The 26,263-nt window shown below is 68.8% G+C and carries 35 protein-coding genes; 19 read left to right on the top strand and 16 right to left on the bottom strand.

Annotated features, from left to right (window positions below; translation table 11 throughout):
* The first annotated feature begins 14 nt into the window (after positions 1–14).
* The 5 genes from ABS642_RS07070 (at position 15) to ABS642_RS07050 (ending at position 3,454) form a co-directional block, all read left to right on the top strand.
* Positions 15–755 (top strand): class I SAM-dependent methyltransferase, encoded by a 741-nt coding sequence (locus ABS642_RS07070; RefSeq protein ID WP_350352758.1) that lies wholly within the window; start codon positions 15–17, stop codon positions 753–755.
* Positions 756–891: 136 nt separating this feature from the next.
* Positions 892–1,965 (top strand): redox-regulated ATPase YchF, encoded by a 1,074-nt coding sequence (ychF, locus tag ABS642_RS07065; RefSeq protein ID WP_350352757.1) that lies wholly within the window; start codon positions 892–894, stop codon positions 1,963–1,965.
* A 28-nt stretch (positions 1,966–1,993) separates the two neighbouring features.
* Positions 1,994–2,350: a CPCC family cysteine-rich protein gene (locus tag ABS642_RS07060; protein WP_350352756.1), complete on the top strand. Its 357-nt coding sequence runs from the start codon at positions 1,994–1,996 to the stop codon at positions 2,348–2,350.
* Positions 2,351–2,492: 142 nt separating this feature from the next.
* Positions 2,493–2,906 (top strand): hypothetical protein, encoded by a 414-nt coding sequence (locus ABS642_RS07055; protein WP_350352755.1) that lies wholly within the window; start codon positions 2,493–2,495, stop codon positions 2,904–2,906.
* A 50-nt stretch (positions 2,907–2,956) separates the two neighbouring features.
* Positions 2,957–3,454, top strand: a complete 498-nt coding sequence (locus tag ABS642_RS07050) for a hypothetical protein (protein ID WP_350352754.1) — start codon at positions 2,957–2,959, stop codon at positions 3,452–3,454.
* A 76-nt stretch (positions 3,455–3,530) separates the two neighbouring features.
* On the opposite strand, the gene ABS642_RS07045 is transcribed toward ABS642_RS07050, so the two are convergent.
* On the bottom strand, positions 3,531–3,881 hold the full coding sequence (locus tag ABS642_RS07045) for a hypothetical protein (RefSeq protein ID WP_350352753.1): 351 nt from the start codon (positions 3,879–3,881) through the stop codon (positions 3,531–3,533).
* Positions 3,882–4,024: 143 nt separating this feature from the next.
* Between ABS642_RS07045 and ABS642_RS07040 the strand changes: the two genes are divergently transcribed.
* From ABS642_RS07040 to ABS642_RS07010, 7 genes are all read left to right on the top strand, one after another.
* Positions 4,025–4,378, top strand: coding sequence for a hypothetical protein (locus ABS642_RS07040; RefSeq protein ID WP_350352752.1), 354 nt, complete (start codon positions 4,025–4,027; stop codon positions 4,376–4,378).
* A 175-nt stretch (positions 4,379–4,553) separates the two neighbouring features.
* The gene (locus ABS642_RS07035; protein ID WP_282213983.1) at positions 4,554–4,787 is read left to right on the top strand and encodes a toxin-antitoxin system; all 234 of its coding nucleotides are present in this window, start codon (positions 4,554–4,556) and stop codon (positions 4,785–4,787) included.
* Positions 4,784–5,206 (top strand): type II toxin-antitoxin system VapC family toxin, encoded by a 423-nt coding sequence (locus ABS642_RS07030; protein ID WP_350352751.1) that lies wholly within the window; start codon positions 4,784–4,786, stop codon positions 5,204–5,206. The genes ABS642_RS07035 and ABS642_RS07030 overlap by 4 nt, the downstream gene beginning before the upstream one ends.
* A 102-nt stretch (positions 5,207–5,308) precedes the next feature.
* The gene (locus ABS642_RS07025; RefSeq protein ID WP_282213981.1) at positions 5,309–5,587 is read left to right on the top strand and encodes a DUF4190 domain-containing protein; all 279 of its coding nucleotides are present in this window, start codon (positions 5,309–5,311) and stop codon (positions 5,585–5,587) included.
* Positions 5,588–5,617: 30 nt separating this feature from the next.
* Positions 5,618–6,178, top strand: coding sequence for a hypothetical protein (locus ABS642_RS07020; protein WP_350352750.1), 561 nt, complete (start codon positions 5,618–5,620; stop codon positions 6,176–6,178).
* 104 nt (positions 6,179–6,282) lie between these two features.
* Positions 6,283–6,852, top strand: a complete 570-nt coding sequence (locus tag ABS642_RS07015; RefSeq protein ID WP_282213980.1) for an alpha/beta fold hydrolase — start codon at positions 6,283–6,285, stop codon at positions 6,850–6,852.
* 1 nt (position 6,853) lies between these two features.
* On the top strand, positions 6,854–7,438 hold the full coding sequence (locus ABS642_RS07010) for an isochorismatase family protein (protein ID WP_350352749.1): 585 nt from the start codon (positions 6,854–6,856) through the stop codon (positions 7,436–7,438).
* Here ABS642_RS07010 and ABS642_RS07005 read toward each other — a convergent pair.
* Positions 7,435–7,779, bottom strand: coding sequence for a LysR family transcriptional regulator (locus tag ABS642_RS07005; RefSeq protein ID WP_282213978.1), 345 nt, complete (start codon positions 7,777–7,779; stop codon positions 7,435–7,437). The genes ABS642_RS07010 and ABS642_RS07005 overlap by 4 nt on opposite strands.
* A gap of 82 nt (positions 7,780–7,861) precedes the next feature.
* Here ABS642_RS07005 and ABS642_RS07000 point away from each other — a divergent pair, with 82 nt between their 5' ends.
* The 3 genes from ABS642_RS07000 (at position 7,862) to ABS642_RS06990 (ending at position 10,466) form a co-directional block, all read left to right on the top strand.
* Positions 7,862–8,059 carry a hypothetical protein gene (locus ABS642_RS07000; RefSeq protein ID WP_350352748.1) on the top strand — a complete coding sequence of 66 codons (198 nt, stop codon included), beginning with the start codon at positions 7,862–7,864 and terminating at the stop codon, positions 8,057–8,059.
* A gap of 65 nt (positions 8,060–8,124) precedes the next feature.
* Complete coding sequence (locus ABS642_RS06995) at positions 8,125–9,786, top strand: ABC-F family ATP-binding cassette domain-containing protein (RefSeq protein ID WP_350352747.1); 1,662 nt, start codon at positions 8,125–8,127, stop codon at positions 9,784–9,786.
* Positions 9,787–9,824: 38 nt separating this feature from the next.
* Positions 9,825–10,466 (top strand): DUF1345 domain-containing protein, encoded by a 642-nt coding sequence (locus ABS642_RS06990; protein WP_350352746.1) that lies wholly within the window; start codon positions 9,825–9,827, stop codon positions 10,464–10,466.
* A 4-nt stretch (positions 10,467–10,470) separates the two neighbouring features.
* Here ABS642_RS06990 and ABS642_RS06985 read toward each other — a convergent pair whose 3' ends face one another.
* From ABS642_RS06985 to ABS642_RS06975, 3 genes are all read right to left on the bottom strand, one after another.
* Positions 10,471–11,112, bottom strand: coding sequence for a hypothetical protein (locus ABS642_RS06985; RefSeq protein WP_350352745.1), 642 nt, complete (start codon positions 11,110–11,112; stop codon positions 10,471–10,473).
* 155 nt (positions 11,113–11,267) lie between these two features.
* A complete protein-coding gene (locus tag ABS642_RS06980; protein WP_282213973.1) occupies positions 11,268–11,567 on the bottom strand; it encodes a Fe-S cluster assembly protein HesB in 300 nt (99 codons plus the stop codon).
* A 107-nt stretch (positions 11,568–11,674) separates the two neighbouring features.
* The gene (locus ABS642_RS06975) at positions 11,675–12,160 is read right to left on the bottom strand and encodes a GNAT family N-acetyltransferase (protein WP_350352744.1); all 486 of its coding nucleotides are present in this window, start codon (positions 12,158–12,160) and stop codon (positions 11,675–11,677) included.
* 95 nt (positions 12,161–12,255) lie between these two features.
* Here ABS642_RS06975 and ABS642_RS06970 point away from each other — a divergent pair, with 95 nt between their 5' ends.
* Positions 12,256–12,801 carry a DNA starvation/stationary phase protection protein gene (locus tag ABS642_RS06970; RefSeq protein ID WP_350352743.1) on the top strand — a complete coding sequence of 182 codons (546 nt, stop codon included), beginning with the start codon at positions 12,256–12,258 and terminating at the stop codon, positions 12,799–12,801.
* Positions 12,802–12,816: 15 nt separating this feature from the next.
* Here ABS642_RS06970 and ABS642_RS06965 read toward each other — a convergent pair whose 3' ends face one another.
* Positions 12,817–13,344: a DUF6328 family protein gene (locus ABS642_RS06965; protein ID WP_350352742.1), complete on the bottom strand. Its 528-nt coding sequence runs from the start codon at positions 13,342–13,344 to the stop codon at positions 12,817–12,819.
* Positions 13,345–13,413: 69 nt separating this feature from the next.
* Here ABS642_RS06965 and ABS642_RS06960 point away from each other — a divergent pair, with 69 nt between their 5' ends.
* Positions 13,414–13,617, top strand: coding sequence for a hypothetical protein (locus tag ABS642_RS06960; protein ID WP_350352741.1), 204 nt, complete (start codon positions 13,414–13,416; stop codon positions 13,615–13,617).
* A gap of 17 nt (positions 13,618–13,634) precedes the next feature.
* Here ABS642_RS06960 and ABS642_RS06955 read toward each other — a convergent pair whose 3' ends face one another.
* Together ABS642_RS06955 and ABS642_RS06950 are read right to left on the bottom strand one after the other, a co-directional pair.
* Positions 13,635–14,225, bottom strand: coding sequence for a 1-acyl-sn-glycerol-3-phosphate acyltransferase (locus ABS642_RS06955; protein ID WP_350352740.1), 591 nt, complete (start codon positions 14,223–14,225; stop codon positions 13,635–13,637).
* Positions 14,226–14,248: 23 nt separating this feature from the next.
* Positions 14,249–14,851: a carboxymuconolactone decarboxylase family protein gene (locus ABS642_RS06950; RefSeq protein ID WP_350352739.1), complete on the bottom strand. Its 603-nt coding sequence runs from the start codon at positions 14,849–14,851 to the stop codon at positions 14,249–14,251.
* A 128-nt stretch (positions 14,852–14,979) separates the two neighbouring features.
* Here ABS642_RS06950 and ABS642_RS06945 point away from each other — a divergent pair, with 128 nt between their 5' ends.
* Entirely contained in the window at positions 14,980–15,126 is a 147-nt protein-coding gene (locus tag ABS642_RS06945) for a hypothetical protein (RefSeq protein ID WP_341945834.1), read from the top strand.
* A gap of 33 nt (positions 15,127–15,159) precedes the next feature.
* Here the strand turns inward: ABS642_RS06945 and ABS642_RS06940 are convergent, their stop codons facing one another.
* Entirely contained in the window at positions 15,160–16,638 is a 1,479-nt protein-coding gene (locus tag ABS642_RS06940; RefSeq protein ID WP_350352738.1) for an MDR family MFS transporter, read from the bottom strand.
* A 166-nt stretch (positions 16,639–16,804) separates the two neighbouring features.
* On the opposite strand from ABS642_RS06940, the gene ABS642_RS06935 reads away from it, so the two are divergent.
* The gene (locus ABS642_RS06935; RefSeq protein ID WP_350353410.1) at positions 16,805–18,859 is read left to right on the top strand and encodes an ABC transporter ATP-binding protein; all 2,055 of its coding nucleotides are present in this window, start codon (positions 16,805–16,807) and stop codon (positions 18,857–18,859) included.
* A 17-nt stretch (positions 18,860–18,876) separates the two neighbouring features.
* Here ABS642_RS06935 and ABS642_RS06930 read toward each other — a convergent pair whose 3' ends face one another.
* The 7 genes from ABS642_RS06930 to ABS642_RS06900 are packed head-to-tail and all read right to left on the bottom strand — an operon-like array spanning position 18,877 to position 26,217.
* Positions 18,877–19,650 (bottom strand): SDR family oxidoreductase, encoded by a 774-nt coding sequence (locus ABS642_RS06930; RefSeq protein ID WP_350352737.1) that lies wholly within the window; start codon positions 19,648–19,650, stop codon positions 18,877–18,879.
* Positions 19,651–19,670: 20 nt separating this feature from the next.
* Positions 19,671–20,618, bottom strand: a complete 948-nt coding sequence (locus tag ABS642_RS06925) for a glycosyltransferase family 2 protein (RefSeq protein WP_350352736.1) — start codon at positions 20,616–20,618, stop codon at positions 19,671–19,673.
* Between the two features lie 23 nt (positions 20,619–20,641).
* Positions 20,642–21,778, bottom strand: a complete 1,137-nt coding sequence (locus ABS642_RS06920) for a cysteine desulfurase family protein (protein ID WP_350352735.1) — start codon at positions 21,776–21,778, stop codon at positions 20,642–20,644.
* 5 nt (positions 21,779–21,783) lie between these two features.
* Complete coding sequence (nadC, locus tag ABS642_RS06915; RefSeq protein ID WP_282213961.1) at positions 21,784–22,635, bottom strand: carboxylating nicotinate-nucleotide diphosphorylase; 852 nt, start codon at positions 22,633–22,635, stop codon at positions 21,784–21,786.
* Complete coding sequence (gene nadB / locus ABS642_RS06910; protein WP_350352734.1) at positions 22,635–24,170, bottom strand: L-aspartate oxidase; 1,536 nt, start codon at positions 24,168–24,170, stop codon at positions 22,635–22,637. The genes nadC and nadB overlap by 1 nt, the downstream gene beginning before the upstream one ends.
* Positions 24,167–25,504, bottom strand: a complete 1,338-nt coding sequence (nadA, locus tag ABS642_RS06905) for a quinolinate synthase NadA (protein WP_350352733.1) — start codon at positions 25,502–25,504, stop codon at positions 24,167–24,169. The genes nadB and nadA overlap by 4 nt, the downstream gene beginning before the upstream one ends.
* Positions 25,501–26,217 carry an NUDIX domain-containing protein gene (locus ABS642_RS06900; RefSeq protein WP_116636586.1) on the bottom strand — a complete coding sequence of 239 codons (717 nt, stop codon included), beginning with the start codon at positions 26,215–26,217 and terminating at the stop codon, positions 25,501–25,503. Before ABS642_RS06900 ends, nadA begins: the two co-directional genes overlap by 4 nt.
* Positions 26,218–26,263 lie beyond the last annotated feature (46 nt).

Here is a 26,263-nt window from a genome sequence, read left to right as displayed (position 1 = left end):
CGTAGGCTGGCGACATGACGGAAGAGCAGGCGACATCCTTCGGCGTGCAGGCCCACAGCTATGAGGTCGGCCGACCGGAGTACCCCTTCGCAGCCGTCGCCTGGATGCTCGATGCCCTCCCGCACGGTTCGCGCCGCATCGCCGATGTGGGTGCGGGGACGGGAAAGCTCACCCGTACGCTGCTCGGTGCGCCGGACGCCGAGGTCGTCGCGGTCGATCCCGACCCCGAGATGCTCGCGACCCTGCGCACGGCGGTTCCCGGGGTCCCCGCGTTCGTCGGCACGGCCGAGCGGCTCCCGCTCCCGGATGACAGCGTCGACGCGGTCGTGCTGGGCCAGGCGTGGCACTGGGTGGAGCCGATCGCGGCATCCGTCGAGATCGGCCGTGTCGTCCGTCGCGGGGGAGTGCTCGGGCTCATCTGGAACATCCGCGACGAGCGCGTGGACTGGGTGCGACGGCTCTCGGAGATCATGCACGGCAGCAATGCCGAGATGATGCTCGCCGCGGGTGACCCTGTCGTCGCGGCGCCGTTCGGTCCGCTTGCCCAGCAGCGGTGGGAGTGGGTGCGGCCCATCACGCGGGAGCTGCTGCACGCCATGGCGTCGTCGCGCAGCTATGTGATCACGGCATCCGACGATGAGAAGGCGCGCATCCGGCGCGACATGGACGCCCTGTTCGACGAGCTCGGCCTCCACGGTGACGACACGATCGATCTTCCCTACGTGACGAGGGCGTTCCGCGCGGTGCGCGACTGACGACGCAGGATCGCGCACGCGGAATCAGGCGATCACGCGAAATCAGGCCGATTGCGTCGGCATCCGCCTGATTCCACGCGTCTGCCTGTCCTGGCGACGCAGGGTCGCGCGGGACCGACCGGTAGACTCGTCCTCCGTGGCTCTCACTATCGGCATCGTCGGCCTGCCCAACGTCGGCAAGTCCACCCTCTTCAACGCACTCACCAAGAACGACGTGCTCGCGGCGAACTATCCGTTCGCGACGATCGAGCCGAACGTCGGCGTGGTGAACCTGCCCGACCCGCGTCTCGACACGCTCGCGGAGATCTTCGGCAGCGAGCGCATCCTCCCCGCCGCGGTGTCGTTCGTCGACATCGCCGGCATCGTGCGCGGTGCGAGCGAGGGCGAGGGGCTGGGCAACAAGTTCCTGGCGAACATCCGCGAGGCGGATGCGATCGCCCAGGTCGTGCGCGGATTCGCCGACGACGACGTGGTGCACGTGGACGGTGCCGTGAACCCGGCATCCGACATGGAGACGATCAACGCGGAGCTCATGCTCGCCGACCTCGAGACGGTCGAGAAGGCGATCAGCCGGTTCGAGAAGGAAGTTCGCGGCAAGAAGATCGAGCCCGTCGTGCTCGAGACCGCGATCGCCGCGAAGGATGCTCTGGAGCGCGGTGTGCTGCTGTCGGTCGCCGGCATCGACCTGGCGCCGATCCGCGAACTCGGACTGCTCACCGCGAAGCCCGTCATCTTCGTCTTCAACGTCGATGAGGGCGTGCTGACGGATGCCGCGCGCAAGGCCGAGCTCGCCGCTCTCGTCGCGCCCGCGAAGGCCATCTTCCTCGACGCTAAGATCGAGTCCGAACTGATCGACCTCGACCCGGAGGATGCCGCGGAACTGCTGGCATCGACCGGCCAGGACGAGTCGGGCCTCGACCAGCTCGCACGCATCGGCTTCGACACCCTGGGCCTGCAGACCTACCTCACCGCAGGTCCTAAGGAAGCTCGCGCCTGGACGATCCCCAAGGGGTCGAAGGCGCCGCAGGCCGCCGGTGTCATCCACACCGACTTCGAGAAGGGCTTCATCAAGGCCGAGATCGTCTCGTTCGATGACCTCGTCGAGACGGGTTCCGTCGTCGAGGCCCGCGCCAAGGGCAAGGCGCGCCTCGAGGGCAAGGACTACGTCATGAAGGACGGCGACGTCGTGGAGTTCCGCTTCAACAACTGAGCTGGTTGAAGCAGGTAGGGCTGAGGTGATGTACCCCTGTGCGTGTTGCGGCTATCTCACACTGAGTGGGCCACCTGGCTCCTACGAGATCTGTGACGTGTGCTGGTGGGAGGACGATGCCGTTCAGTTGAGATATCCCGAATTAAGGGGCGGAGCGAACCACCCGTCCCTCGTCGAAGCGCAGGCAACGTTTCAGGCGCACGGCTCATCGGACCTTCAGCTTTCCTCGCATACCCGACCACCACGTTCCTCCGACGCCCTGGATTCGGGCTGGCGGTTGCTCGATACGAGTCGAGACGACTACGAGAAGGAGTTTTCTGCAACGCCGATGCCAGATGACTTCACTGCGTTGTACTGGTGGCGTCCGACCTACTGGAGACGCTGAGACTTCAAAGCGCGACGTGGTGGAGTTCCAGTTCAGCGTGTAGTCACGTTCCGCTATGACGTCTCGCGAGATCGCTTTGCTGGGTGGGATGGGTCTAGTGCTTCGGGGGCGGAACTTCACCCCTCTTTGCTAGGTTGGGCGGATGACCGCTCCTTCGTTCGCTGAGCAGTCTGCGTGGATGCAGGCGATGCGACCGGAGACCGCCCGCATCGAGTTCGTCTTCAATAACGGCGACGCACGGCACCCGCTGCTCGAACTATTGGCGCACCTCGATTCGGTGAGAACGGTTGGTGTTGGGCCAGACAACTGGCACTACAGGAGGGGGCGCCCGACCGCAGTGAAGCGTAGCTACGCGTACGACCGCGACATCGTTCGCGCGATTGAAAGCCTTGGTTGCTTCTTCCCTGAAGCTGCGAGTGACAAACAGTGGACAGAACTTGGTGACGTCGACGTCATGTTTCTCGACAAGCGAGGCAAGACTCTCGGCGTAACCGTGACCCACGAGGGCATGCTTATCGCACCAGCGGACGAGGACCGCCTGACTCGCCAGTCATGAGGTTTTTCGGTGGCGGAACGTGGTGGAGTTGTGCTTCAGTGCTGATGCGAGTGGCCTCGACGCAGGCGAGGACGCTGGTCGCGTTCATTGCCGTGACCCTTCTCGCAGTCGGAATCGGCCTGTTCGGCGCAATGAGGACACCCGCCGCCTACGGACTTACATTGACTCGCGCCAACGCGATCATGGACACGCGGCCATGGGGCTGGACCGTCGGGTGGATGCTGTTCGCGGTCGGCGTGCTTGTCGTCGCGCTTTGGCGGGCGTCGGTCCTTCGGCGTCAGGGACGACCGCCCGTCTCGACGACGATCCGCGGCGCGGTCTGGCTTTGGGGTGCGATCGTCGGCAGCTGGTTCCTGGTGCGGGCGGTCTGGGACTTGCAGATGGCCGATGTCCTCAGGTTGGAATTGAAGAGTGGTGGGCTCCCTATCGGCGGTGTCTACCCGCTCAGTGGCATCGTCGCACTGTTGATCGCACCGGTGTGGTCCATCGTCTCCCGACTCACAAGAGGTCGGAGCGCCACAGTCCTCGGTGGAGAGCAGACGCGATGAACCGGAACGCGGTCGACTTCCGCTTCAACAACTAGCCCATCCGGATCGGCGAGTCAGGGGCGCCCTTCGGCGTCTGTCAGAGACCCTTCCGATGCTTCGCGGCCGCACGCCGGATCGAGGCCACCTTCGGGCTGTCTGCACGCGATGCGGGGAGACTGTCGAGGATCGTGACGTCGGCTCGGGCTGCGAGCGTCAGGAGGCCCCACATGCCGATCGAGTCGAGTTCCAGATCGACTTCTTCGGGGGTCGCCGCTGCGAACGCCGCATGCGCCTTCGCTTCGATCTCTGGGTCGCTCGGTCTCTTCGCCGCGCCTGCGACGGCGTTCGGCTGATTCGAGTAGTTGTCGAGCTTGGCCAGCAGTTCGTCGGCGCGTGCGGTGCCGAGGGTCGATTCGAACCGGGCTTGGATCGAGTATGTCTCCGTCAATCTCGTCTCCAGAGTTCGGTTCGCGGTCGATGCGATGGCAGCCGTCGGAATCGGCCACCGTACGGGTAGCGTACTCATGCGGACGACGCGCGGGTTCTGCCGGGGCCCTCCAGGTGTGAGCGTTCATCTGCGAACATGTCCTCATGCGCCGCGCTGCCACGCTCACCACGACCCTCGCCGCTCTCCTGCTCGCGACCGGCGCGCTTGCAGGGTGCGCCGACACGACAGCGCCGCAGGCGGCACCTCCCTGGCCGACGCCTGCCCCCACACCGCTCCCGGAATACCGCACGGAGCTACCGGAGGGGGCACTCGCATCCGTTCCGTGGCTCATATACCCGGACGGCTTCGAGTGCGGTGGCACCGAGGGGTGCCCGAACGACTATCGCGCGCACTTCGGCGAGCCCGGTCCGGTCCTGCCCGATGGCGTCGAGTACTACGACCCGGCCAAGCACGACTGCGTGGTCGTGGCCCCCGTGGGCGTGGACTGCTTCGGGTGAACCCGCATACTCGCCTCACCTGCTCTGCACTCTCAGCGCGTCTCTGAGAGTCGTCCACAATCGCTCGAATCTGCTCACATGATGGCGTGCGCGCGTGCAGGCTCGACGCATGGGAAACAGATCCTCCGCGCCGCGTGCTATCGTGCGTGATATCAGGCAAGGAGGTGGTCGTTTCGTGGCATCGATCATTGTTCGTGGACTCGATGAGTCGGTCAAAGTGCAACTCGCCGCGCAGGCGAGGAGCCATGGACGTTCCATGGAGGCTGAGGTCCGTGAGATTCTGACCAGGGCCGCTCGGAGACCGCACATCGGGCTGGCGCTCATGCACGCCGCCCAGCAATGGGGTGTTGCGGATGACCTGGAGATTCCGAAGCGCGATGACATCGCGCGGGCTGCGGACTTCGAGTGATCGTCCTCGACACGAACGTCATCTCGGAGGTCTTCCGATCCGCGCCGAATGAACGGGTCGTCGCCTGGCTCGAGGCGTGCACCGATGAAGTCTCCATCACTGCGGTGACGTTGGCTGAGCTGTTGGCGGGCCTGGAACGGCTCCCGGACGGCCGTCGGAAGACGGAGCTGACCGCTCGCGTCGACGCGGCGATCGAGCCCTTTCGCGGTACCCGTTCCATCCTGGCCTTCGATGACGCCTCCGCAGCTCACTACGCGAGAGTCCTTCTCGCGCGAGAGGCGGCGGGGAGCCCGATTAGCACGGCTGATGCCCAGATCGCTGCCATCTGCCTCGCCCATGAGGCGACGTGCGCGACACGCAATGTCAAAGACTTCGCTCACACCGGGGTCGACCTGCTCGACCCGTGGTGTGTCTCGTAGCGATTCGCGCATGCGGAAAGAGGCGACGCACTGCCAGGATGTCTCCATAGTCGATTCGTCGCGATGGGCACACCCGGCGACACGTAGCCTCGGAAGGTCCCGATGACAACGGCAACCACTGCACCGCGCACGAACACCCTGTCCCTCGTCGGCTTCATCGCCGCGTTCGTGATCCCCGTCGCCGGACTCATTCTCGGAGTGTTCGCCCTGCGGCAGTTGCGCGCGCCCGGCAACCTCGAATCGGGGGCGGGGCTCGCTCGCTGGGCGATGGTGATCGGAGTCCTGGGCGCCCTGGCGCAGCTGATCTTCTTCATCGTGTGGTTCACCCTGTTCTTCTCCGCACTCAACGGGCAGTCGTTCGGCCCGGGGCAGCCCGGCTGAGCCCGCGGTCCGACCTCGAGGAGCAAATTCGTGCCTTCCAAGAAGTCGCGCGAGGGTCTGTTTCGGGCTGCCGATGCGCAGAAGCTCGTGCGGATCGAACGCCGTCCGAAGCATGCCGGACGTCTCGACGGTCTCGTAGTGCAGGTCGGCGCAAAGTGGGCGCTCATGGCGCGGGTCGTCGACGGAGGCTACTTCGACGGGTTCGTCGCATTCCGGGTGAAGGACGTGAAGCGGGTCACGGATGACGAGTCGGTGGCGGCGACCTTCGCACAAACCTTGTCGGACTGGCCGCCGGTTTGTTCGGATCTGCTCGATCTCGACTCGACGGTCGGTGTGCTCAATGGGCTCGGGCACAGCGGACAACTCTTGGGAATACAGCAGGAGAGGGAGCGCGACAGCCTATGGATCGGGATCCTGGACGAGATCATTGGCCGATTCGTGTACTTCCACGGCGTGCGGCCCGACGCCACATGGCACCCCGAGTCGTTGGGATACCGTTTGAGGTCGATCACGGCCGTCGAGATCGGCCGGCGCTACTTCGCCGCTCTCTCAGTGATCGCCGGCGAGGGTCCCGAGCGCGACCGGGACTAGCTACGCTGGTGGGAGGCGGCGTGAGCCGCGGTCCGGCCGCAGGCGTCCGCCGAGTTCGTTCCGCCTGCGCTTCCGACACCGACGGCACGAGGAGACTGACGCCGATGACCGACACCCAGACTTTCGAGCCCGACGGCCGCGCCGTTCCCTTCGTTGACGAGGGCGATGGTCCCGTCAAGCTCGTGCTGATCCAGGAGCAGGGTCTGGCCGCCGACGTCCTGGGCGTCGTCGGGCACTACCTCGCCGAGGAAGCCGGATTCCACGTGCTGCGGATCGGCTACCGCGGCGGCGACGCCGACATCTCGCTCGAGGACCGCGTCGACGATGTCCTCGCGGTGATCGACCACGTCGGCCTCACCGACACCTGGGTCGGCGGTCACGGCTTCGGAGGCACCATCGCACGTGCGCTCGCCGCATCCCACCACGAGCGCGTCAACGGCCTGCTCCTGCTCGGCGTGGAGGAGAACGAGATCCCCGTCGCACCGGTGATCCCCGTGCTCATCATCCAGGGCTCCGACGACACCACCACTCCGCCGGCCACCGGCGAGCGTCTGCAGTCGACCGTGCCCGAGCGCGCGAGCGTGAAGACCATCACCGGCGGTGACCACCTGTTCCCGATGACGCACCCGATCGAGACCGCGGTGAACATCGAGGAATACCTCGACTGGGACTGAGATGGCTTCGACCGGCGCACAGGCACCTGCACAGACTCCCCGTACCGCTGTCGTGATCATCGACGCGCAGGTCGGGGTGATGCCCGGCTGCTTCGACGAACACGGCATGCTCGCTCGCACCGCCACTCTTGTCGAGCGCGCCCGCGTCGCCGATGTGCCGGTCGTGTGGGTGCACCACGATCCGGTCGGCGTCGGAACGCCCGACTGGGACCTCGCGCCACCCCTGGCTCGTCACGACGGAGAACCGCTGGTCCGGAAGAGCTATCGCGATGCCTTCGCCGAGACGGACCTGCGCGAGACGCTCGACCGTCTCGCGGTCACGCACCTCGTCGTGGCCGGCGCGCAGTCGGATTTCTGCGTGCGCACCACGCTCCAGCGCGCGGCGGCGGAGGGGTACGACGTCACCCTCGTGGGAGACGCGCACACCACGGTCGACACGGACTGGGACGGCGTGCTGATCTCGGGGGAGCAGATCGTCGCGCACACCAACATGTACTTCTCGGGGCTTCGGTACCCCGGACAGAGCTTCGCGGTCGCCACGCACGACGCCGCCGACCTGCTGACCCCGGCGGCTCCGCGGAACTAGCGCCCCTGGCGCTTCTTGTACGGCTTCGGCTGCCCCTTCACCACAGGGGCTCGGCCCTTGCCCTTCGAGGCCTTGGCCTTGCCGCCCGCCGGTACGACCGGCTTCGCGCTCGGTGCCGGCGCCGCGGCGATCCGCTCTCGTGCCTCGTCGAGCAGAAGCTCGCCGGCCTTCGTCAGGCGCGTGTCGCCTCCGCGCGTGAAGAGCGGATGTCCGACCTCCTCCTCGAGCTGCTCGATCGAGGAGTAGACAGCCTGCAGCGACACGTCGAGGGATTCTGCCGCCCGGGGGAAATGCAGCGTCTCGGCGACGGCGACGAAACGCCGAAGTTGAGTGAGTTTCACGGGGGAGCAGTCCTTTCCCGCGGGAATCGCGGCCGGTCTTCAGCGTACGCGTCTTCGATCGGGATGTCGGCGTACGCTGAGCATGCCGCCGATCGAAGGGTTCGCCGTGTCCGACCACAACGACCACTCCTCGCACGAACACATCCCCGGCCCGGGTGAGGCGACCATCCCCGAACTCGAGGACGACGAGACGATCGCACCGCGGCCGGAAGAGGAGATCGCCGACGCTCTGCGGGCGAAGCCGGACCTGGAAGACCACAGCGGGCACCACTCCGACTGAGGCCCGCAGTCGGGCCGAGGCGGATCGCGTGCGAACCGGCATCCGCTCGATGACAGGATTGAGTCATGACCGCAACACTCGTGGCCCAGGGCCTGGCCGGAGGATACGGCCATCGCATCCTCTTCGACTCGCTCGATCTGACGGTCGCGCCGGGAGACGTCGTCGGAGTGGTCGGTGCGAACGGCGCGGGGAAGTCGACGCTCCTCCGTCTGCTCGCCGGCCTCGACGAACCGCAGGCGGGCACGATCGCCCTGGCTCCGTCGGATGCCTTCGTCGGATGGCTGCCCCAGGAGCACGACCGCGTCCCGGGTGAGACGATCGCCGCGTACATCTCCCGTCGCACGGGATGCGCCGCAGCGACCACAGCGATGGATGCCGCCGCGGCCGCGCTCGGCGACCCGTCGCTCGCTGCCCCGGGCATCGACCCCGCGGACGCGTATTCGACGGCCCTCGACCGGTGGCTGGCCAGCGGCGCTGCGGACCTGGACGAGCGACTACCGGCGGTGCTCGCCGACCTGGGTCTCGAACTCGGCGGCGACGCCGACGGGGTCCTGATGACGTCGCTCTCCGGCGGTCAGGCGGCTCGTGTCGGGCTGGCGGCACTGCTTCTCTCGCGTTTCGACATCGCGCTGCTCGACGAGCCGACCAATGATCTCGATCTCGATGGTCTCGAGCGGCTGGAGGGCTTCGTGCGCGGGCTGCGTGGCGGCGTGGTGCTGGTCAGCCATGATCGCGAGTTCCTCGCACGCTGCGTGACCCGGGTGCTGGAGCTCGACCTGGCGCAGGGCTCCAATCGCGTGTTCGGCGGTGGCTACGACGCCTATCTCGAGGAGCGGGCGACGGTGCGCCGCCACCAGCGCGAGAAGTACGACGAGTTCGCCGAGAAGAAGGCCGACCTCATCGGTCGTGCCAGGACGCAGCGGGAATGGTCCAGCCAGGGCGTTCGCAACGCGATGAAGAAGGCGCCGGACAACGACAAGATCAGACGCAAGGCGTCGACGGAGTCCAGCGAGAAGCAGGCGCAGAAGGTGCGACAGATGGAGAGCCGGATCGCGCGGCTCGAAGAGGTCGAAGAGCCCCGCAAGGAGTGGCAGCTCGAGTTCACCATCGCCGCGGCGCCGCGGTCCAGTTCGGTCGTCTCGACGCTGAGCTCCGCGGTCTACCGGCAGGGTTCCTTCGCTCTGGGCCCGGTGTCGCTGCAGGTGAACGCGGGGGAGCGCATCGGCATCACGGGTCCCAACGGCGCGGGCAAGTCGACTCTCCTTCGCGCACTGCTCGGGCAGCAGCATCCGGATGAGGGAACCGCGAGCCTCGGAGCGAGCGTGCAGATCGGCGAGATCGATCAGGCACGCTCGCTGCTGGCCGGTCCCCAGCCGCTGGCGGTCGCCTTCGAGGAACTCGTGCCGGAGATGGCCAGCGGCGAGGTGCGCACGCTTCTCGCCAAGTTCGGGCTCAGGGCCGACCACGTGGGGCGTCCCGTCGACGACCTGTCACCGGGGGAGCGCACCCGCGCGGGACTCGCCCTGCTGCAGGCCCGCGGCACCAACGTGCTGGTTCTCGACGAGCCGACGAACCACCTCGATCTCGCGGCGATCGAGCAGCTCGAGCAGGCGCTTGAATCGTACGAGGGAACGCTGCTGCTGGTCACGCACGACCGGCGGATGCTCGCAACGGTGCACACCGATCGTCGATGGCGTGTCGAATCCGGTCAGGTGACCGAGCTCTAGTGGGACGACCCCGGGGTTTCGGCGGATAGCATCCGAGGATGAGTGCAAACGCCGTGCGGAAGGGTGTGCGCCTGCGTGCCCTGGTCTCGATCATCCTCGGCGGCATCGCGGGAGTCGCCGTGGCGTTCGTCCTCGGGCCGGCCCCGGGTCTCCTCGCCGGCTGGGGAGTCTTCGCCCTCGTCAACGTCATCTGGGTGCTTCGCGTCGTCTGGCCGATGGGGCCGACCGAGACGCGGGAGCACGCGACGATCGAGGCGCCCGGTCGACGGGTGGCCCGCCTGATCTCGGTCATCGGGAGCCTGGTGAGCCTCGCCGCGGTCCTGAGCGTGATCATCCAGGCCCAGAACGCTCCCGGTGCGGAGGAATACGTCCTCGCCGGCATCGCGGTCGTGAGCGTCGCGACCTCCTGGCTGCTCATCCAGGTCGACTACGTGCTGCGCTACGCGCGGATGTACTACTCCGAGCCGAACGGCGGCATCGACTTCAATCAGGATGAGCCACCGCAGTACACGGATTTCCTCTACTTCTCACTCGGCCTCGGCATGACGTATCAGGTCGCCGACACCAACGTCACGACCAATGCCATCCGCCGCGTCGTCATCGCTCAGACGGTTGTCGCCTACCTCTTCGGCACGGTGATCCTCGCCACCATCATCAACCTGGTGGCAGGCCTGCACTGACCTCTCAGAGGTCGCTGAAGTCGTTGGCGAGTCCGAAGATCTTCGACACGGTGTCGCCGTCGAGGGCGAGCATCACGTACTCGATTCCGACTTCGCCCGGCCGGACGAGCGACGTGGTGCCCGGGACCTCGCGTGTGCCGACCGCGAGGTAGTCGTTCACGCCGTCGCCATCATCGTCCAACGGCAGCTCTTCGGCCCCGGCCGCCAGAGCTGCTTCGCGCGTCGCGCCGATGCCGATATCGTCGGCGACGGTGAACACGACGCCGGGTGTATCGGCGCTCCCGACCCAGAGCCCGGCGCGGCCCGATTCGGGAACGTTCAGGCGCACGGCGCCGTCCCAGTCGTACGACGTGAACCCGTACTGGTCCGGCCCTTGCGCCGCAGGTACGGGGCCCACGATATCGCCGAGGGCGGCGAGGACAGCCTCGTGGTCGGTGTACTCGATCAGCGGACCGTCATCGATCGAGAGACCGTCGATGGTCACCAGAGCGTTCGCTGCCGACGACGTGGCGGACGCGGACGGCGAGGGCACAGCCGAACCCGGCGAGCCGCTGGGCTGCGGTGCGGTCGGCGTGCATCCGGTCGCGACGACGGCGAGGACCGCCAACGTGGAGAGGAGCAGGAGACGGGGCGCGCGAGTTCTCATGCCTCGATGCTAAACGGCACGGGCGGGGCGAGTTCTCCTGCCTCGATGCTATATACCGGTCCCCGACGTGAGCGGCGTCGCCGTGCAGTCCCGCTGCCGGAAGACGACGGATGCCGCGACCCCCGAGAGGGCCGCGGCATCCGGAATCCTGTCGGTCAGGCGACCTTCGGCATCACGGCGAAGGACACGGCGCCCTCGTCGTCGACGCCGGCGTCGAGCACCTTGTCGTCGAGCGCGGTCGCGGCCTCCTCATCGAGGAAGAGGCGGGTGCCGGAGATCTCCACGACCTGGTCCTGCGGCTCAGGGTCGGCGGTCACGAGGACGGCCAGGCGGGCTCCGCCGTCCGCTCCGGGGGTGGCGGTGGAGTGGATGCGCAGACCGGCATCCGGGGCTTCGCTCTGACGACTCACGAGGGTGGAGACGATAGCGGTGGCGTTGTCGGTGAGGGTGAGCACGAGACTCTCCTTCCGGTTGGGGCATGCCGCGGTCGCGACACGTCCGGGCCACGATGCCGGACCTCGTCCGTCGGCTCAACCCCCTTGCCGGGATTGCCAGGAGGCTCTCAAGGTCCGAGCCGCTTCCGCAGGAACACCTGCGCGGTCCCGTCGCCGTCCGGAATCCGCTCGTGCTCCTCGTATCCGCACGATTCGTACAGCCGCAGGTTCGCCTCGCTGAGGCTGCCGGTGAAGAGCTCGGCCACGTCGGCATCAGAGGACTCCTCGGCGGCCTCGAGCAGCATCCGTCCGATTCCCTCGCCCTGCATGTCGGGGGCGATCGCGATCCGTCCGATCAGGAGCAGGCCATCGCGCTCGACGAATCGGATCGCGCCGACGAGGCGTCCATCGATCCGCGCGACGAAGCCGGATTCCGTGCGCAGCTCGGCTTCCAGCTCGGCGAGCGTCTGCGTCAACGGCGGCATGTCGACGCTGCCGTAGATCGCTGCCTCCGAGACGAAGGCCGCTCGCTGCACCGTCAGCACCTCGCCCGCATCGCTGTCCTGAATCGAGCTGATCTCGATCTGCGATCGCTCCTGCTGGTCGTTCTCCACCCGGTCCGCCTCTCTGTCCTCCGCCACATTCGAGGGGGACGCATATCGCTGTCAACCCCCTCGGCGCTCGGTTCCGCCCCCGCTAGCGTCGCACCATGGCTGAGACGAAGACGACCAAGAAGACCACCGGCAGCACGAAGGGCGGAGCGAAGACCACGCGACGGCAGAACGCCGAGAAGGGCTTCACCGCCACGCCGGATCTGGCGGCGAACCTGCAGTCCGTGCTCGTCGACCTGCTGGAGCTCGCGACGCAGGGCAAGCAGGCGCACTGGAACGTCGTCGGACGCAACTTCCGCGACACGCATCGACAGCTCGACGAGATCATCGACGACGCGCGTGCCTTCAGCGACACGGTCGCCGAGCGCATGCGCGCGCTGCACGCCGTGCCGGACGGGCGCAGCGTCACGGTGTCGGCCACGACATCCCTGCCCGAGTTCCCGGCGGGAGAGGTCTCCACGTCGGAGACGATCGACCTGATCACCGTCCGTCTCGAAGCCGTCGTCTCGACGATGCGCGATGTGCACGACGACGTGGATGAGGCCGACCCGACATCGGCTGACATCCTGCACGCGGTGATCGAGCGCTTGGAGCAGTTCGCCTGGATGGTCAGCGCGGAGAACCGGAGCCCTGCCGGCCGCTGATCGCGGTGCGCGGAGTCAGTCCTCGACGGTCTCGACGGAGCGGGGACGCCCGCGCATCAGCCGCGGCAACGCCAGCCACAGCGCCACGACCAGCACGAGCGCGGCCACGAGCGCGACGATACCCGCGGTGCGGTTGACCGTGAAGTCGACGATCAACGTGGTCACGCCGATGGTCAGCGCGCCGATCACGGCGAGGTCGATCCGCACGATGCGCGCGGCGATCCGCACCAGGTCGGGCTTGCGATGGTGCCCGAACAGTGCGCGGTGCATGCCCACCGGAGCGAGCGCGAGAATCGTCGCGACCGCTGCGAGAGCGACCAGGATGACATAGAGGTCGCGCTGGAGTTCATCCATGTCGGTGAAGCGCGGCTGGAACGCCACGGCGAGCAGGAAGCCGGTGAGGATCTGCGTGCCGGTCTGCATGACGCGCAGCTCCTGTAGGAGCTCGAGCCAGTTCCGGTCGGCCCTCTCGTTGCGCGTCTCGTCGCGACCGTCGGCCCGATCGTCGATGTCGGGCTCGTCAGGGGGCAGATCCACTGTCATGATCTCAGTGTCGTGCCGGTGATCCGGTGATGTCCAGCCCGTTGCCCTGCCCCTCCGAAAGAAGGAATGATGACGCTTCCCCCGATCGACGACTGGTGGTCGGAGCTGTCGCCCGATGCCCAGCAGTCCGTGCTCGACAACGACTCGCACCGCCTCGCTGAGACGGTCCGGGAGGAGATCCGCGAGATCACCGGAGCCGTCGTCGGGATGGTGGAGCAGCTCTCCGCCGAGGATCTCGCCTACGCGCGGGCGCACACCGGGTCGAAGGACTGACCGGAGCGGGCCGTTCGTCAGTCGGCGTCCGGCGACGCCGCCGGGTTCTCCTCGCGCAGTCGCGGCTCGGTCCGTCGCTCGGGGCGCACGCCGGCCTTGTCGGCGTAGAACGCCCGGATGCGCTCCATGTCGGCTGCCACATCACCCGTGAGGTCGATCGTCGGTCCGAGACCCGTGGTCATGGTCGTGCGGTCGACGAAGCCGAGGGTCACCGGCATCCCCGTCTCTCGGGCGATGCGGTAGAAACCGGACTTCCAGTACTCGTTGCCGCCGCGGGTCCCGTCCGGCGTCACGACGAGCCCGAAGACCGTGCCGGCGTGCACCTGGCCGACGACCTCCTTCACCACGCGCGCCGGGTCGGCTCGATCGACGGGGATGCCGCCGAGCCCACGCATGATCGGACCCCGCCACCCGCGGAAGAGGCTCTTCTTCCCGAGCCAGTGCACGTCGATGCCGAGGCGCCAGGCGATGGCGAGCATCAGGACGAAGTCCCAGTTGGACGTGTGCGGTGCGCCCACCAGCACCGTCGGGCGCGTCGGTGCGCCTTCGCTTGTGAGCGTCCAGCGGCTGAGCGCCCAGAACAAGCGGGCGAGGAGTCGTTTGAGCATGGCTCAACCGTAAGGGAGAGCGGCTATCCATCCCCTGTCGGCTGCGAGCGGACGGCGGCGTCCGAGCGCGTCAGCGCGGCGGCGATGGTCGGATTCAGTCCGGGGACCTCGTCGACCGGCACGGCGAGGGCGAGCAGGGCGCGGCTGAAGAAGTTCCGCGCCGCCGCCGTGAGAGTGATGTCCACGATCTGCCGGTCCGAGTAGCCCACGTCGCGCAGGGCCTGCGTGTCGGCATCCGTCATCGAAGCGGGGTCGTTCGACAGCTGCGCGGCATACCCGACGACCACCTGCTCGGCGGGGGTGAATCCGGCGTCGTCTCCCGCCGCGAAGGCTTCGAGGGCGTTCTCGTCGAGGACGTCGGCTCGCAACGACTTGCGGCCGTGCGCGAGGAGGCAGTGGGTGGAGCCGATGGCCCGCGCCGCGCCGAGCGTGGCGGCCTCGTACACGCGGATGCCGATCGACGGCACGATCGCGCCGATCAGATCCTCGAACGCGGCATGCGCGTCGGGATTCACAGCCATCGCGCGAGTGTGCGCGAAGACGAAGCCGTCGTCGTCGATGTCGCCCGCATACATCTCGGCGACATGGCCCGCTGCCTCGGCCTCTCCCGGCGTGCTGATGATCATGGCGGCTCCTTCGCTGCGGGCACCGGAGCGCGCACGCGCCCGGCATCACAGCGAACGATACGCCGGGCGTATCAGGCAGGGAAGAGGCGGACGGCGCCGGTTGCTTCCGGCAGGCGTACCATCGAAGGATGAAGAAGACGCAGCAGGACACCGCAGAGCAGGATGCGCCTCTGGCGCCGCCGCCGCTCGCGGGTGCCCTGAACCTGCTCGAGGCCGATGCCGCCGGTTATTGCAGCGGTGGCGTCTGCCACTTCCCTGCGCCGAAGACGCAGTAGCGGGCAGACGCCACCGAGTGCGATCCGTGCCGGTCAGTGACCGCCGTGGAAGCCCTCGCCCGCGTCATCGGCGGGCTTGCGCACGAACGGGCTCAGCGCCACAGCGGCCAGGGAGATGATCGCCGCGATCAGGAACGCCATGCGCGCCCCGGGTGCACCGGCGGTCGCCGTGGAGAGGCCTTCGCTCTCTCCCGCGTGCAGGATCGCGGAGTACGTCACCGTCAGCAGAGCGACGCCTGCGGCGCCGCCGACCTGCTGCAGCGTGTTCAGCACGGCGGAGCCGTGCGAGTACAGCGAGCGCTGCAGCGAACCCAGCGAGGCGGAGAACAGCGGGGTGAACGACATCGCCAGTCCGACCGACATCGCGGCCTGCACGATGATGAGCACCCACCACACGGTGTGCTCGCCGACCGTCGAGTAGTAGAACAGCGCGGCCGACACCAGGATGGTCCCGGGGATCAGCAGCGGGCGCGTGCCACGCGAGTCGTAGACGCGACCCATCACCGGACCGAGCAGACCCATGAGCACCGAGCCCGGCAGCAGGATCAGCCCGGACTGCAGCGCATTGAGTCCCGCGACGTTCTGCAGGTACTGCGGCAGCAGGGTGAGCGTTCCGAACATCGACAGCGCGAGGATCGTCATGATGATGACCGCGAACGTGAAGTTGCCGGCGCGGAACACCCGCAGATCGAGCAGTGCGTCGTCGATGCGCTGCAGCAGGAGCTGACGCCAGACGAACAGGCCGAGCGTCACGGCGCCGACGACGAGGGCGATGATGCCGGTCGTCTCACCGGAGCCGCCCTCTCCGCCGAACTGGCTGAGGCCGAACACGATGCCGCCGAAGCCGAGCGCCGCGAGCGGGATGGACAGCACGTCGAGCGGGACGCGACGCGTCTCGCCGAGGTTCGTCATCCACTTGACGCCCATGCCGAGGGCGATGAGGGCGATGGGCAGGACGATCGCGAACAGCGCACGCCAGTTGAACGCCTCGAGCACGGCGCCGGCGAGCGTCGGGCCGATCGCGGGTGCGAGGGAGATGACCATGCCGACGCGGCCCATCATGCGGCCGCGCGACTGCGGCGGCACGACGTTCATGATGGTGGTCATCAGCAGGGGCATCATGATGCCGGTTCCCGCGGCCTGGATGACGCGGCCGACCAGCAGCACGCTGAATCCGGGCGCGACCAGGGCCACGAGCGTGCCGAGCGAGAACGCGACCATCGCCGCGATGAACACCTGGCGGGTCGTGAAGCGCTGGAGGATGAACCCTGTCGTCGGGATGACGACGGCCATGGTCAGCATGAAGGCGCTGGTCAGCCACTGACCGAGCTCCGGCGGGATGCCGAGATCGGTGTTCAGGTGCGGGATCGCGATGCCCATCGTCGTCTCGTTGAGGATGGCGACGAAGGCGGCGACGAGCAGCAGCCAGATGACACGCATGTCGGTGCGAGAGATCTCGCCGGACGCGGGCGTGCGGGTGGTCGGGATGGAGCCGGTATCGACGGCAGACATAGACGGCCTCCTGGGCGACGAGATGAGGGGGAAGTGCGAGAGATCGCGGAAGTCTTTCAGCGTAACCACAGGTTCCGACATTTCATTCCGGATGCGGCGATATCCGCCGACAGCGGATCCCGCGGCCCTGCATGTCCATGAGGCTGAGTACGCTGGCGCCATGAGCATGGGCGGTGGCAGAGGTGGCGGGCACGGCGGCGGGTTCCGCGGTGTCGACGAAGACGCGCAGCGCAGGCTGAACGCCGAGGCGCCGCGGATCAGCGGTCTCGGCGCGCGCGTGATCACGCTGTTCCGCCCGTACCGGTGGCGGATCTTCTTCACCGGCATCCTGGTCGTGGCGGGCGCCGCGATCGCCGTCATCCCTCCGCTGATCGTCCAGCGCATCTTCGACGATGCACTCTTCCCCGTCGACGGCGGGAGCCCGCAGCTGCAGCTGCTGGCCTGGCTCGTCGCGGCGATGGTCGGGCTGTTCCTCTTCTCGGCCGTGCTGGGCGTCGCGCAGACCTGGCTGACGGCGACAGTGGGCAACAGTGTCACCGGCGACCTTCGCGTCAGACTGTTCGAGCACCTCCAGGCGATGGAGCTCGGCTTCTTCACCCGCACCAAGACCGGCGTGATCCAGTCGCGGCTGCAGAACGACGTCGGCGGAGTCTCCGGCGTGCTGACCAACACGGTCACCAGCATCCTCGGGAACGTCGTGACGGTGGTGGCGTCGCTCGTCGCCATGATCCTGATCGATTGGCGTCTTACCCTCATCGCGGTGGTGCTGATGCCGTTCCTGATCTTCGTGCAGCGCCGCGTCGGCCAGGTGCGCGCACGGATCGCGGGGGAGACGCAGGAGTCGCTCTCGGAGCTGACCTCGATCACGCAGGAGACGCTGAGCGTCTCGGGGATGCTGCTCTCGAAGGCGTTCAACCGGCAGCGCACCGAGTCGGAGCGGTATCAGGCCGAGAACCGCAACCAGGTGACCCTCCAGGTGCGCAGGGCGATGAGCGGCCAGGGCTTCTTCGCGGTGGTCCAGGTGCTGATGGCCAGCGTGCCGGCGGTCATCTACCTCGTCTCCGGCTACCTGATCACCGGGGGGACCGACGCCATCACCGCCGGAACGGTCGTCGCCTTCACGACCGTGCAGGCGCGGCTGCTGATGCCGTTGATGGGACTCATGCGGGTCTCACTCGATCTGCAGACATCGTCGGCGCTGTTCGCGCGCATCTTCGAGTACCTCGACCTGGTGCCCGAGATCGAGGACGCGCCGGACGCGATCTCGGTCGACGAGGCGCCGGGACCGCGCGGACGCATCGAGTTCGCCGATGTCGTCTTCCGCTACCCCGACGCGTCGGCGGACGCCAGACCCACGCTGGACGGCGTCTCCTTCGTCGCCGAGCCGGGCCAGCACGTCGCCTTCGTGGGGCCGTCCGGCGCCGGGAAGACCACGATCCTGTACCTCGCGCCGCGGCTCTACGAGGCGAAGGGCGGGGCGGTGCTCTTCGCCGGCGCCGACGTGCGGGCACTCACGCAGGAGTCGATCATCGACAACGTCGGCATCGTCTCGCAGGAGACGTACCTCTTCCATGCGACGATCCGCGAGAACCTGATGTACGCGCGCCCCGAGGCGACCGAGGAGGAGCTCATCGCCGCCTGCGAAGCCGCGAACATCCACCACATCATCGCCGGATTCGAGAACGGGTACGACACGGTCGTCGGCGAACGCGGATATCGGCTCTCCGGAGGCGAGAAGCAGCGCATCGCGATCGCGCGCGTGCTGCTGAAGGACCCGCCGGTCCTCCTCCTCGACGAGGCGACCTCGGCCCTCGACACCGTCTCGGAGCGCGTCGTGCAGGAGGCGCTCGACGAGGCCGCGAAGGGACGGACCACGCTGTCGATCGCCCACCGGCTGTCGACGGTCATGGGCGCCGACGTCATCCATGTGGTCGAGGCCGGCAAGATCGTCGAGTCGGGCACGCATGCCGAGTTGCTCGCCCAGGACGGCCTCTATGCCGAGCTCGCCGCTCAGCAGGTCGCGGCGTCGCGCGTGCTCACGACCGAGGCGGTCGTCGAGGACACGGTGACCGGGGGTATCCAGGCGGGCCTCACCGACCGCAGGGCTGATCGTGCACCGGTCGACTCCGCCGGAGCCGATGCGGTGGCCGCGCTCACGGCTGCGGTGCCGCTCCTCGCCGAGCCGAGGGTCGACGAGCGGGTCTATCCCGCCGAGACCTGAGCGCGGCGAGGGCCAGGTCAGTGCACCGAGAGGCCGCCGTCGACGAAGAGCGAGTGGCCCGTGACGTAGCCGGAACCCGCCCCGGCGAGGAAGACCGCGGCGCCGGCGAAGTCGCTCGGCAGGCCGTTGCGACCGATCATCGTGCGTGCGGCGAGGGCGGCGATCTTCTCGGGGTCCTCCTGGAGCCGGGCGTTGAGCGGGGTGAGGACGAACCCGGGGACGAGCGTGTTGCTCGTCACCCCCGTGCCGCCCCACGCCTCGGCCTCCGACCGCATGAGTGACTCCACCGCCCCCTTCGACGCGCCGTAGATGCCGCTGCCGACGAACGCGCGATGCGCCTGCTGAGAGCTGATGTGGATGAGCCGGCCGTACCCGCGCTCGACCATTCCGCGGGCATAGTGCTGTCCGAGCAGGAAGGGCGCGAGGGTGTTCACCGTCATCGTGGCATCCCAGTCGTCCTCGGTGATCTCGGCGTAGGGCGGCCGGATGTTGATGCCGGCCGAGTTCACCAGGATGTCGGGGGCGCCGAAGGGTTCGGCCGCCGCCTCGGCGAGGGCGTGGATGCCCGCACGGGTGCCGAGATCGCCGACGACACCGGCGACGCGGCATCCGCTCGCCTGGAGCTCGCGCACGGTCTCGTCGATGCGCTCGGCGCCGCGGGCGACGATGACCGTGGACGCACCCGCACGGGCCAGGGCGGTGGCGATGCCGCGGCCGATGCCCGAGCTGCCGCCCGTCACCACGGCGGTGCGGCCCTCGAGCGAGAAGAGCGAGTCGAGGTAGTCGTTCATGGAGTCACCGTTCTCGTCGATCACCAGGAGAGCGCCGCAGTGATGGCCTCATCGGGAGAGGCATCGTCGAACTCCGGAAGCGCGCGGAGCTCGTCGATGAAGACGGCGACCTCGGCGGCGTAGGCGGGGTCGTCGTGGGTCGCGGCGATGTCGAGCAGTGATGGCATGTCCATCGCGAGGATCAGGTCGAGCCGCGCCGTGACGGCCGCGCGCTCATCCGCGTCCTGCAGCACGCGGATGCCACCGCGCAGGGCGGCGAGGTAGTCGCGCAGGACGGGGAGCTGAGCCTTCCCCTGCGTGATCGAGGTGCCGTCCGGGCGGACACGCCATCGCACGACGACGTCGGGGATCACATCGAAGGAACGGGCACGGGTGTACATCTGCTGGGCGACGATCTGATCCTCGTACGCGACGCCTTCGGGGAACCGGAGATCGTGCCAGAAGTCCGTGCTGCTGACCTTCGACCAGGCCACGATGTTCGACACCGCCCGCGGATGCCGGGCGAGCGAGGTGCGGAGCCGTGCCGGATCGGTGGCCGCGGCGACCCAGGGCTGCACGCGTCCGGAGTCGTAGGTGTCGCCGTGCGGGCGCAGTCGCACGTAGGCCCCGGCCACGAAGTCGCTTCCGGTCTCGGCGAGGGTTCCGGTCAGGCGGGCGAGTGCCTCCGGGGTGAGTTCGTCGTCACCGTCGAGGAAGCCCAGGCACGGGGTGTCGACACGGGCGATGCCGGCGTTGCGGGCCGCGCCGAGGCCGCGGGACGCCTCGTGTCGGAGCACGGTGAACCGGGTGTCGGCGGCCGCGGCGTCGGCGAAGATGGTTCCGGTCTCATCGACCGAGCCGTCGTCGATGAGGATCGCGCGCCAGCGGGTCTCCGTCTGGGCGCGCAGCGAATCGAGAGCGGCCGGGGCGAAGGCGGCGATGTCGCGTCCGGGGACGATCATCGTCACGATCGGGGCGGATGCAGTCACCAGCCGAGTCTATTGGCCGCCCGTCAGCCGGAGGCCGCTAGCACCGACTCCGCGACCAGCGCCGTCAGACGTTCCGGGGCGTCGTCGGGAAGGGGTTCCCGGCCGAACGTGAAGCGCACGGAGGTCTGCGCGACCTCGGGCGGGATCCCGCAGGCGAGCAGAACGGGCGACGGCTCGTCGCTGCCTGCCGCGCACGCCGAGCCGCTGGACGAGATCACACCGCGGCGCTCGAGCTCCAGCAGCACCGCCTCGCCGCTCGTTCCCGCGAACGTGAAGCTCGCGGTGCCGGGGAGCCGATGCTCGGGGTCCCCGGTGAGCGCGGCCTGAGGAACGGAGCGCAGCACGCCCGCGATGAATCGTGCGGTCGCGGCGCCGACGCGAGCCGAGACGAGGGCCCGCTCCGCCTCGGCGAGCTCGAGGGCCGTCGCCAGTCCCACGGCGCCGGCGACGTTCTCGGTGCCGGAACGCCGTCCGCGCTCCTGACCGCCGCCGTGCAGCAGAGGCTCCAGCGGCACCCGTCCGCGTACCGCCAGAGCGCCGATGCCCTTCGGGGCGCCGAGCTTGTGCCCGGCGATCGACACGGCGTCGGCGCCGAGGTCGCGCAACGGCAGCCATCCGGCGGACTGCACCGCATCGAGGTGCAGGGGGACGCCCGCCGAGCGAGCGATCTCGGCGAGGGCCTCGACGTCCTGGACCGTGCCGATCTCGTTGTTCGCGTGGCCGACGGAGACGAGCGCCGTGTCGTCGCGGATCGCCTCCGCGAGGGCCGACGGCTCGATGCGCCCCTCGGTGTCGACCCGGAGCCTCGTGACGGAGACCGCGTGGAAGCGGCTGAGATAGTCGGCGGACTCGAGGATCGACTCGTGCTCGATGGGGGACACCACGAGGTGTCTCCGCCCGCTGTCGAGCGCCGCGAGCACGATGCCCTTGACCGCGAGGTTGTTCGCCTCGGTGCCGCCCGCGGTGAACACCACGTCGCCGCGACGCATGCCGAGCACGCTCGCCACCCGACCCCTGGCGTCGTCGAGGGCGCTCGCCGCCGCTTCGCCGGCGGTGTGGTGGCTGGAGGGGTTCCCGAACACCGCGGTGAGGTAGGGGTGCATCGCCTCGAGCACCTCCGGTCTGACCGGAGAGGTGGCGGCGTGGTCGAGGTACAGCACGATGCTCAGTCGATCCGCAGGTCGAGGCCGAGATCGAGGGCCCTCGCCGAGTGGGTCAGCGCCCCGACCGAGATCACGTCGACGCCGGTTGCGGCGATGTCGTGCACGGTGTCGAGGTTCACACCCCCGGAGGCCTCGACCGTCGCCCTGTCGCCGATCAGCTCGACGCCCGCGCGCAGGTCGTCGAGCGAGAAGTTGTCGAGCAGCACGGTGTGCGCGCCGCCGTCGAGGACCGCCGGGATCTGGTCGAGGCGATCGACCTCGACGACGACATGCGTGGTGTGCGGCAGTCGGGACAGCGCATCGCGGAGCGACGTCGCAAGGTCGGCGCCGGAACGCTTCAGCACCGCGAGGTGGTTGTCCTTGGCCATCACGGCATCCGACAGGGAGTAGCGGTGATTGCGCGCTCCGCCCGACACGACCGCATGCCGCTCGAAGGCGCGGAGTCCCGGCGTGGTCTTGCGCGTGTCGGCGATACGCGCGCCGGTGCCCTCGACGGCGCGCACATACGCGGCGGTGAGCGTCGCGATGCCGCTCATCCGCTGGGCGAAGTTCAGGGCCACGCGCTCGGCGGTGAGGATGCTGCGCGCCGAACCCGAGACCGAGGCGAGCACGTCGCCGGCGGCGAACTCGTCGCCGTCGCCCACGTGCAGGTCGACCGTCAGCGCGGGGTCGGTGAGGGCGAAGGCCGTCGAGAAGACCTCGCCGCCGCTGAAGACGCCCGCCTCGCGCGCGACGAGATCGGCCGTGGCGGTGGCCTCCGCGGGAAGCAGGGTCGCGCTGGTCAGGTCGCCCCAGGGAGCGTCCTCCTCGAGGGCGGCGCCGACGACGCGCGTGAGGATGGCGGGTGTGAGCATCAGACGGTCTCCAGGATCGGTGCGGCGGTGCGGGCTTCGGCATCCGTGAGCCGGTAGTGGGCGCCGACGGAGCCGGTGCGCGCCAGGGCGGCGGATGCCGTCGCCTCTGCCAGCAGCAGCAGGTTGGCGTCCTCGTGCTCGCCGACGGTGCGGGGCGCGGGTGCAGCGAGGCGCCACGCCCGCACGGTGTCGAGGGCGTTCCGAAGGCCCTCGGAGGTGCGCAGGAGTCCGACGTCGTTCCACATCAGCTGCTGCAGGGCCGCGCGTGAGAAGTCCGGGACCTCGCTCCCGTCGCGATATTCCACGGATGCCGGCGCCCGATCGGTTGATTCCCGCGACCCCAGGGTGGGGGATCCCGGCCAGGGGTCATCGAGCGCCGCCGCGGCGCGAGCACCGAAGACGGCGCCCTCGAGCAGGGAGTTGGATGCCAGGCGGTTGGCTCCGTGCACGCCGGTGCGCGCGACCTCGCCGACGGCGAAGAGCCCGGGGATCGTGCTCCGACCGTGCAGGTCGGTGACGACGCCGCCCATCAGGTAGTGGGCGGCGGGTGTCACCGGGATGGGGTCGGTCGACCAGTCGAAGCCGCGCTCGCGCGTCACCCTGTCGATGGTCGGGAAACGCGCGGCGAGCGTCGCGGCTCCGAGCATCGTGGCATCCAGGCGCACCGGACCACCCTGCGCCGCGGCCCGGCGGGCGATCGCCCGGGAGACCACGTCGCGCGGTGCCAGCTCGCCGTCGGGGTGGCTGTCGAAGACGAACCGTCGACCGTCGTCGTCGATCAGCGTGGCGCCTTCTCCGCGCACGGCCTCGGAGATCAGGAAGGCGGGGTTGTCGGCGAGGATCGTCGGGTGGAACTGGACGAACTCCAGGTCGTCGACCTCCGCGCCGGCGCGCAGGGCGGCGGCGATGCCGTCACCCGTGGTCCCGACGGGATTCGTCGTGTGCGCGTAGAGGTGCCCTGCTCCGCCGGTGGCGAGGATCACGGAGTCGGCCGTGAGCTCGGATGCTGTCGCGTTCCCCGAGGAATCACGGATGAGCAGGCGGATGCCGCGCACCGCGCCGTCGCTCACGATGAGGTCGGACACGAACGCGTGCTCGATCACCTCGATCGACGCGCGACGCACCGTGGCCACGAGCGCACGGGAGATCGCTGCTCCCGTGGCGTCTCCGCCGGCGTGCACGATGCGGGCGTGGCTGTGCGCGGCCTCACGACCGAGCAGCAGCATGCCGTCCGCGTCGCGGTCGAACGCGACGCCGCGGGCGATCAGCTCGGCGATCCGGTCGGCCCCGTCCGCGACGAGGGCTTCGACGGCCGCCTCCTCCGAGAGGCCCGCGCCGGCGGCCAGAGTGTCGGCCGCGTGCTGCTCCGCCGAGTCGTCGGCGCCGTAGACCCCGGCCACGCCGCCCTGTGCGTAACCGGTGCTGCCGTCGCCGAGTGCGCCCTTCGTGACGACCGTGACGGCATGCCCGGCCTCCCGCGCGTGGAGAGCCGCGGTGAGCCCGGCGATGCCGGAGCCGACCACCAGGACGTTCATCGCGCGCCGACCGTCACGGGCGGCTTCGCCGCCAGCATTCGCTCCAGGGCCACGCGCGCGGGATCCGCGACGTCGGCCGACACCGTGATGCGGTTGGGCGTTCGCCCCGCCACGAGCTCCTCGAGCACCCAGGCCAGGTATCCGGGGTGGATGCGGTACATCGTGGAGCACGGGCACACCACCGGGTCGAGGCAGAAGATCTCGTGCTGCGGGTACTGGGCCGCGAGGCGGCGGACGAGGTTGATCTCGGTCCCGATCGCGAAGGTGGTCGGTTCCGTTGCGCCGTCGATCGCGCGGCGGATGTAGTCGGTGGATCCGGCCTCGTCGGCGGCGTCGACGACCTCCATCGGGCATTCCGGGTGCACGATCACCCGCACGCCGGGGTGCTCCGCGCGTGCCTGATCGATCTGCGCCACGGTGAAGCGACGGTGCACGGAGCAGAAGCCGTGCCACAGGATGACGCGCGAATCGACGAGCTCGGCCGCAGAGGAGCCGCCCAGCGGCCGACGCGGATTCCACATCGGCATCTGCTCGAGCGGCACGCCCATCGCCTTCGCCGTGTTGCGGCCGAGGTGCTGGTCGGGGAAGAACAGGACGCGCTGACCGCGCTCGAACGCCCACTCGAGCACCGTCTCGGCGTTCGACGATGTGCAGACGATGCCGCCGTGGCGCCCGACGAAGCCCTTGATCGCCGCGGAGGAGTTCATGTACGTGACGGGGATCACGGGCACCCGGCCGTCGGCGTCGGGGGTGTCCAGATCGCCGAGGACATCGGCCAGCTGCTCCCAGCACTCCTCGACCTGGTCGATGTCGGCCATGTCGGCCATCGAGCATCCCGCAGCCAGGTTCGGCAGGATCACAGCCTGTTCGGGCTGCGAGAGCAGGTCGGCTGTCTCGGCCATGAAGTGGACGCCGCAGAACACGATCGCCTCGGCATCCGTCCTGCCCTTGGCTGCCGTCGCGAGCTGGAACGAGTCGCCCACGTAGTCGGCGTGCTGCACGACCTCCTCGCGCTGGTAGAAGTGGCCGAGGATCACGACGCGATCGCCGAGGGTCGCCTTCGCGGCACGGATGCGCTCATCGAGCTCGCTCTCATCCGCTTCGCGATAGGCGGCGGGGAGCTCGCCCTGGCGCGGGGCACCGGTCGGGATGACGTCTCCCATCGAGGAACCGGGGCCGTAGCCGGGCCTGGCGTCGAAGTCCCAGGGGCCGGCGGCGAGGTCGGTCGCACAGGTCGCGTCGGTCGACGCTCCCTCGACGATCGCCTGGATCGCGTGGTCGACGGAGGGATCCAGGGGCGGAACCGCGGGCGTCGGGACGAAGGTGATGCTCATCGGGTGCTCGTTTCTTCGGAACCGAGAGGGCCGCGGTCGGCCAGCTCGACATCGGTGTTGTAGCGGTACAGACGTGCAGGTCGGTGGCTCCCGGTGCGGAAGCGCTCGGTGGGGAGGAGGTTGCCCGTCGCCTCCACCTGGCGACGGAAGTTGGCGGGGTCGAGCTGCTTTCCGAGGATCGCCTCGTAGGCCTCCCGAAGATCGGCGAGCGTGAACTCGGCGGGGAGGAACCCGTGCGCGACGCGGCTGTAGCCGACCTTGTTGCGCAGGCGCCAGAGCGCGTACTCGATGATCTTCGCGTGGTCGAACGCGAGCGGAGGCAGGGCGTCGACGTCGAACCACTGCACGTTCTCCGGTGCGCGACCGGAGGCGATGTGCGCCGCACTCTGCGCCACCACATCGTCCTGGCGGAGCAGTGCCCAGTAGACGATCGACACGACGCGGGTGGGGGAGCGGTCGACGGCGCCGAAGGCGTAGAGCTGCTCGAGATAGCTGGGTGCGAGGCCGGTGGTCTCGGCGAGCGTGCGGGCCGCGGCGTCGACGGGCGATTCGTCGGCGGTGAGCCAGCCGCCCGGCAGCGCCCACTGGTGCGCGAAGGGTTCGCGCGTGCGCAGCACCAGCGGCAGCGACAGGACCGCTGCGCCGTTCTCCGCACGACGCAGTGTGAGGATCACCGTCGAGCCGGCGACCCGGATGCCGCGAGTTTGAGTCATGGTTACCTTAACCTCCGAGATCGATCTTAGTGTCCTTCTGACCCTT

The sequence above is a fragment of the Microbacterium sp. A8/3-1 genome (assembly GCF_040267695.1).
Lineage (GTDB): Bacteria > Actinomycetota > Actinomycetes > Actinomycetales > Microbacteriaceae > Microbacterium > Microbacterium luteolum.
Note: the sequence above shows the minus strand (reverse complement) of the source record. Positions and strands in the feature narration are given on the sequence as shown.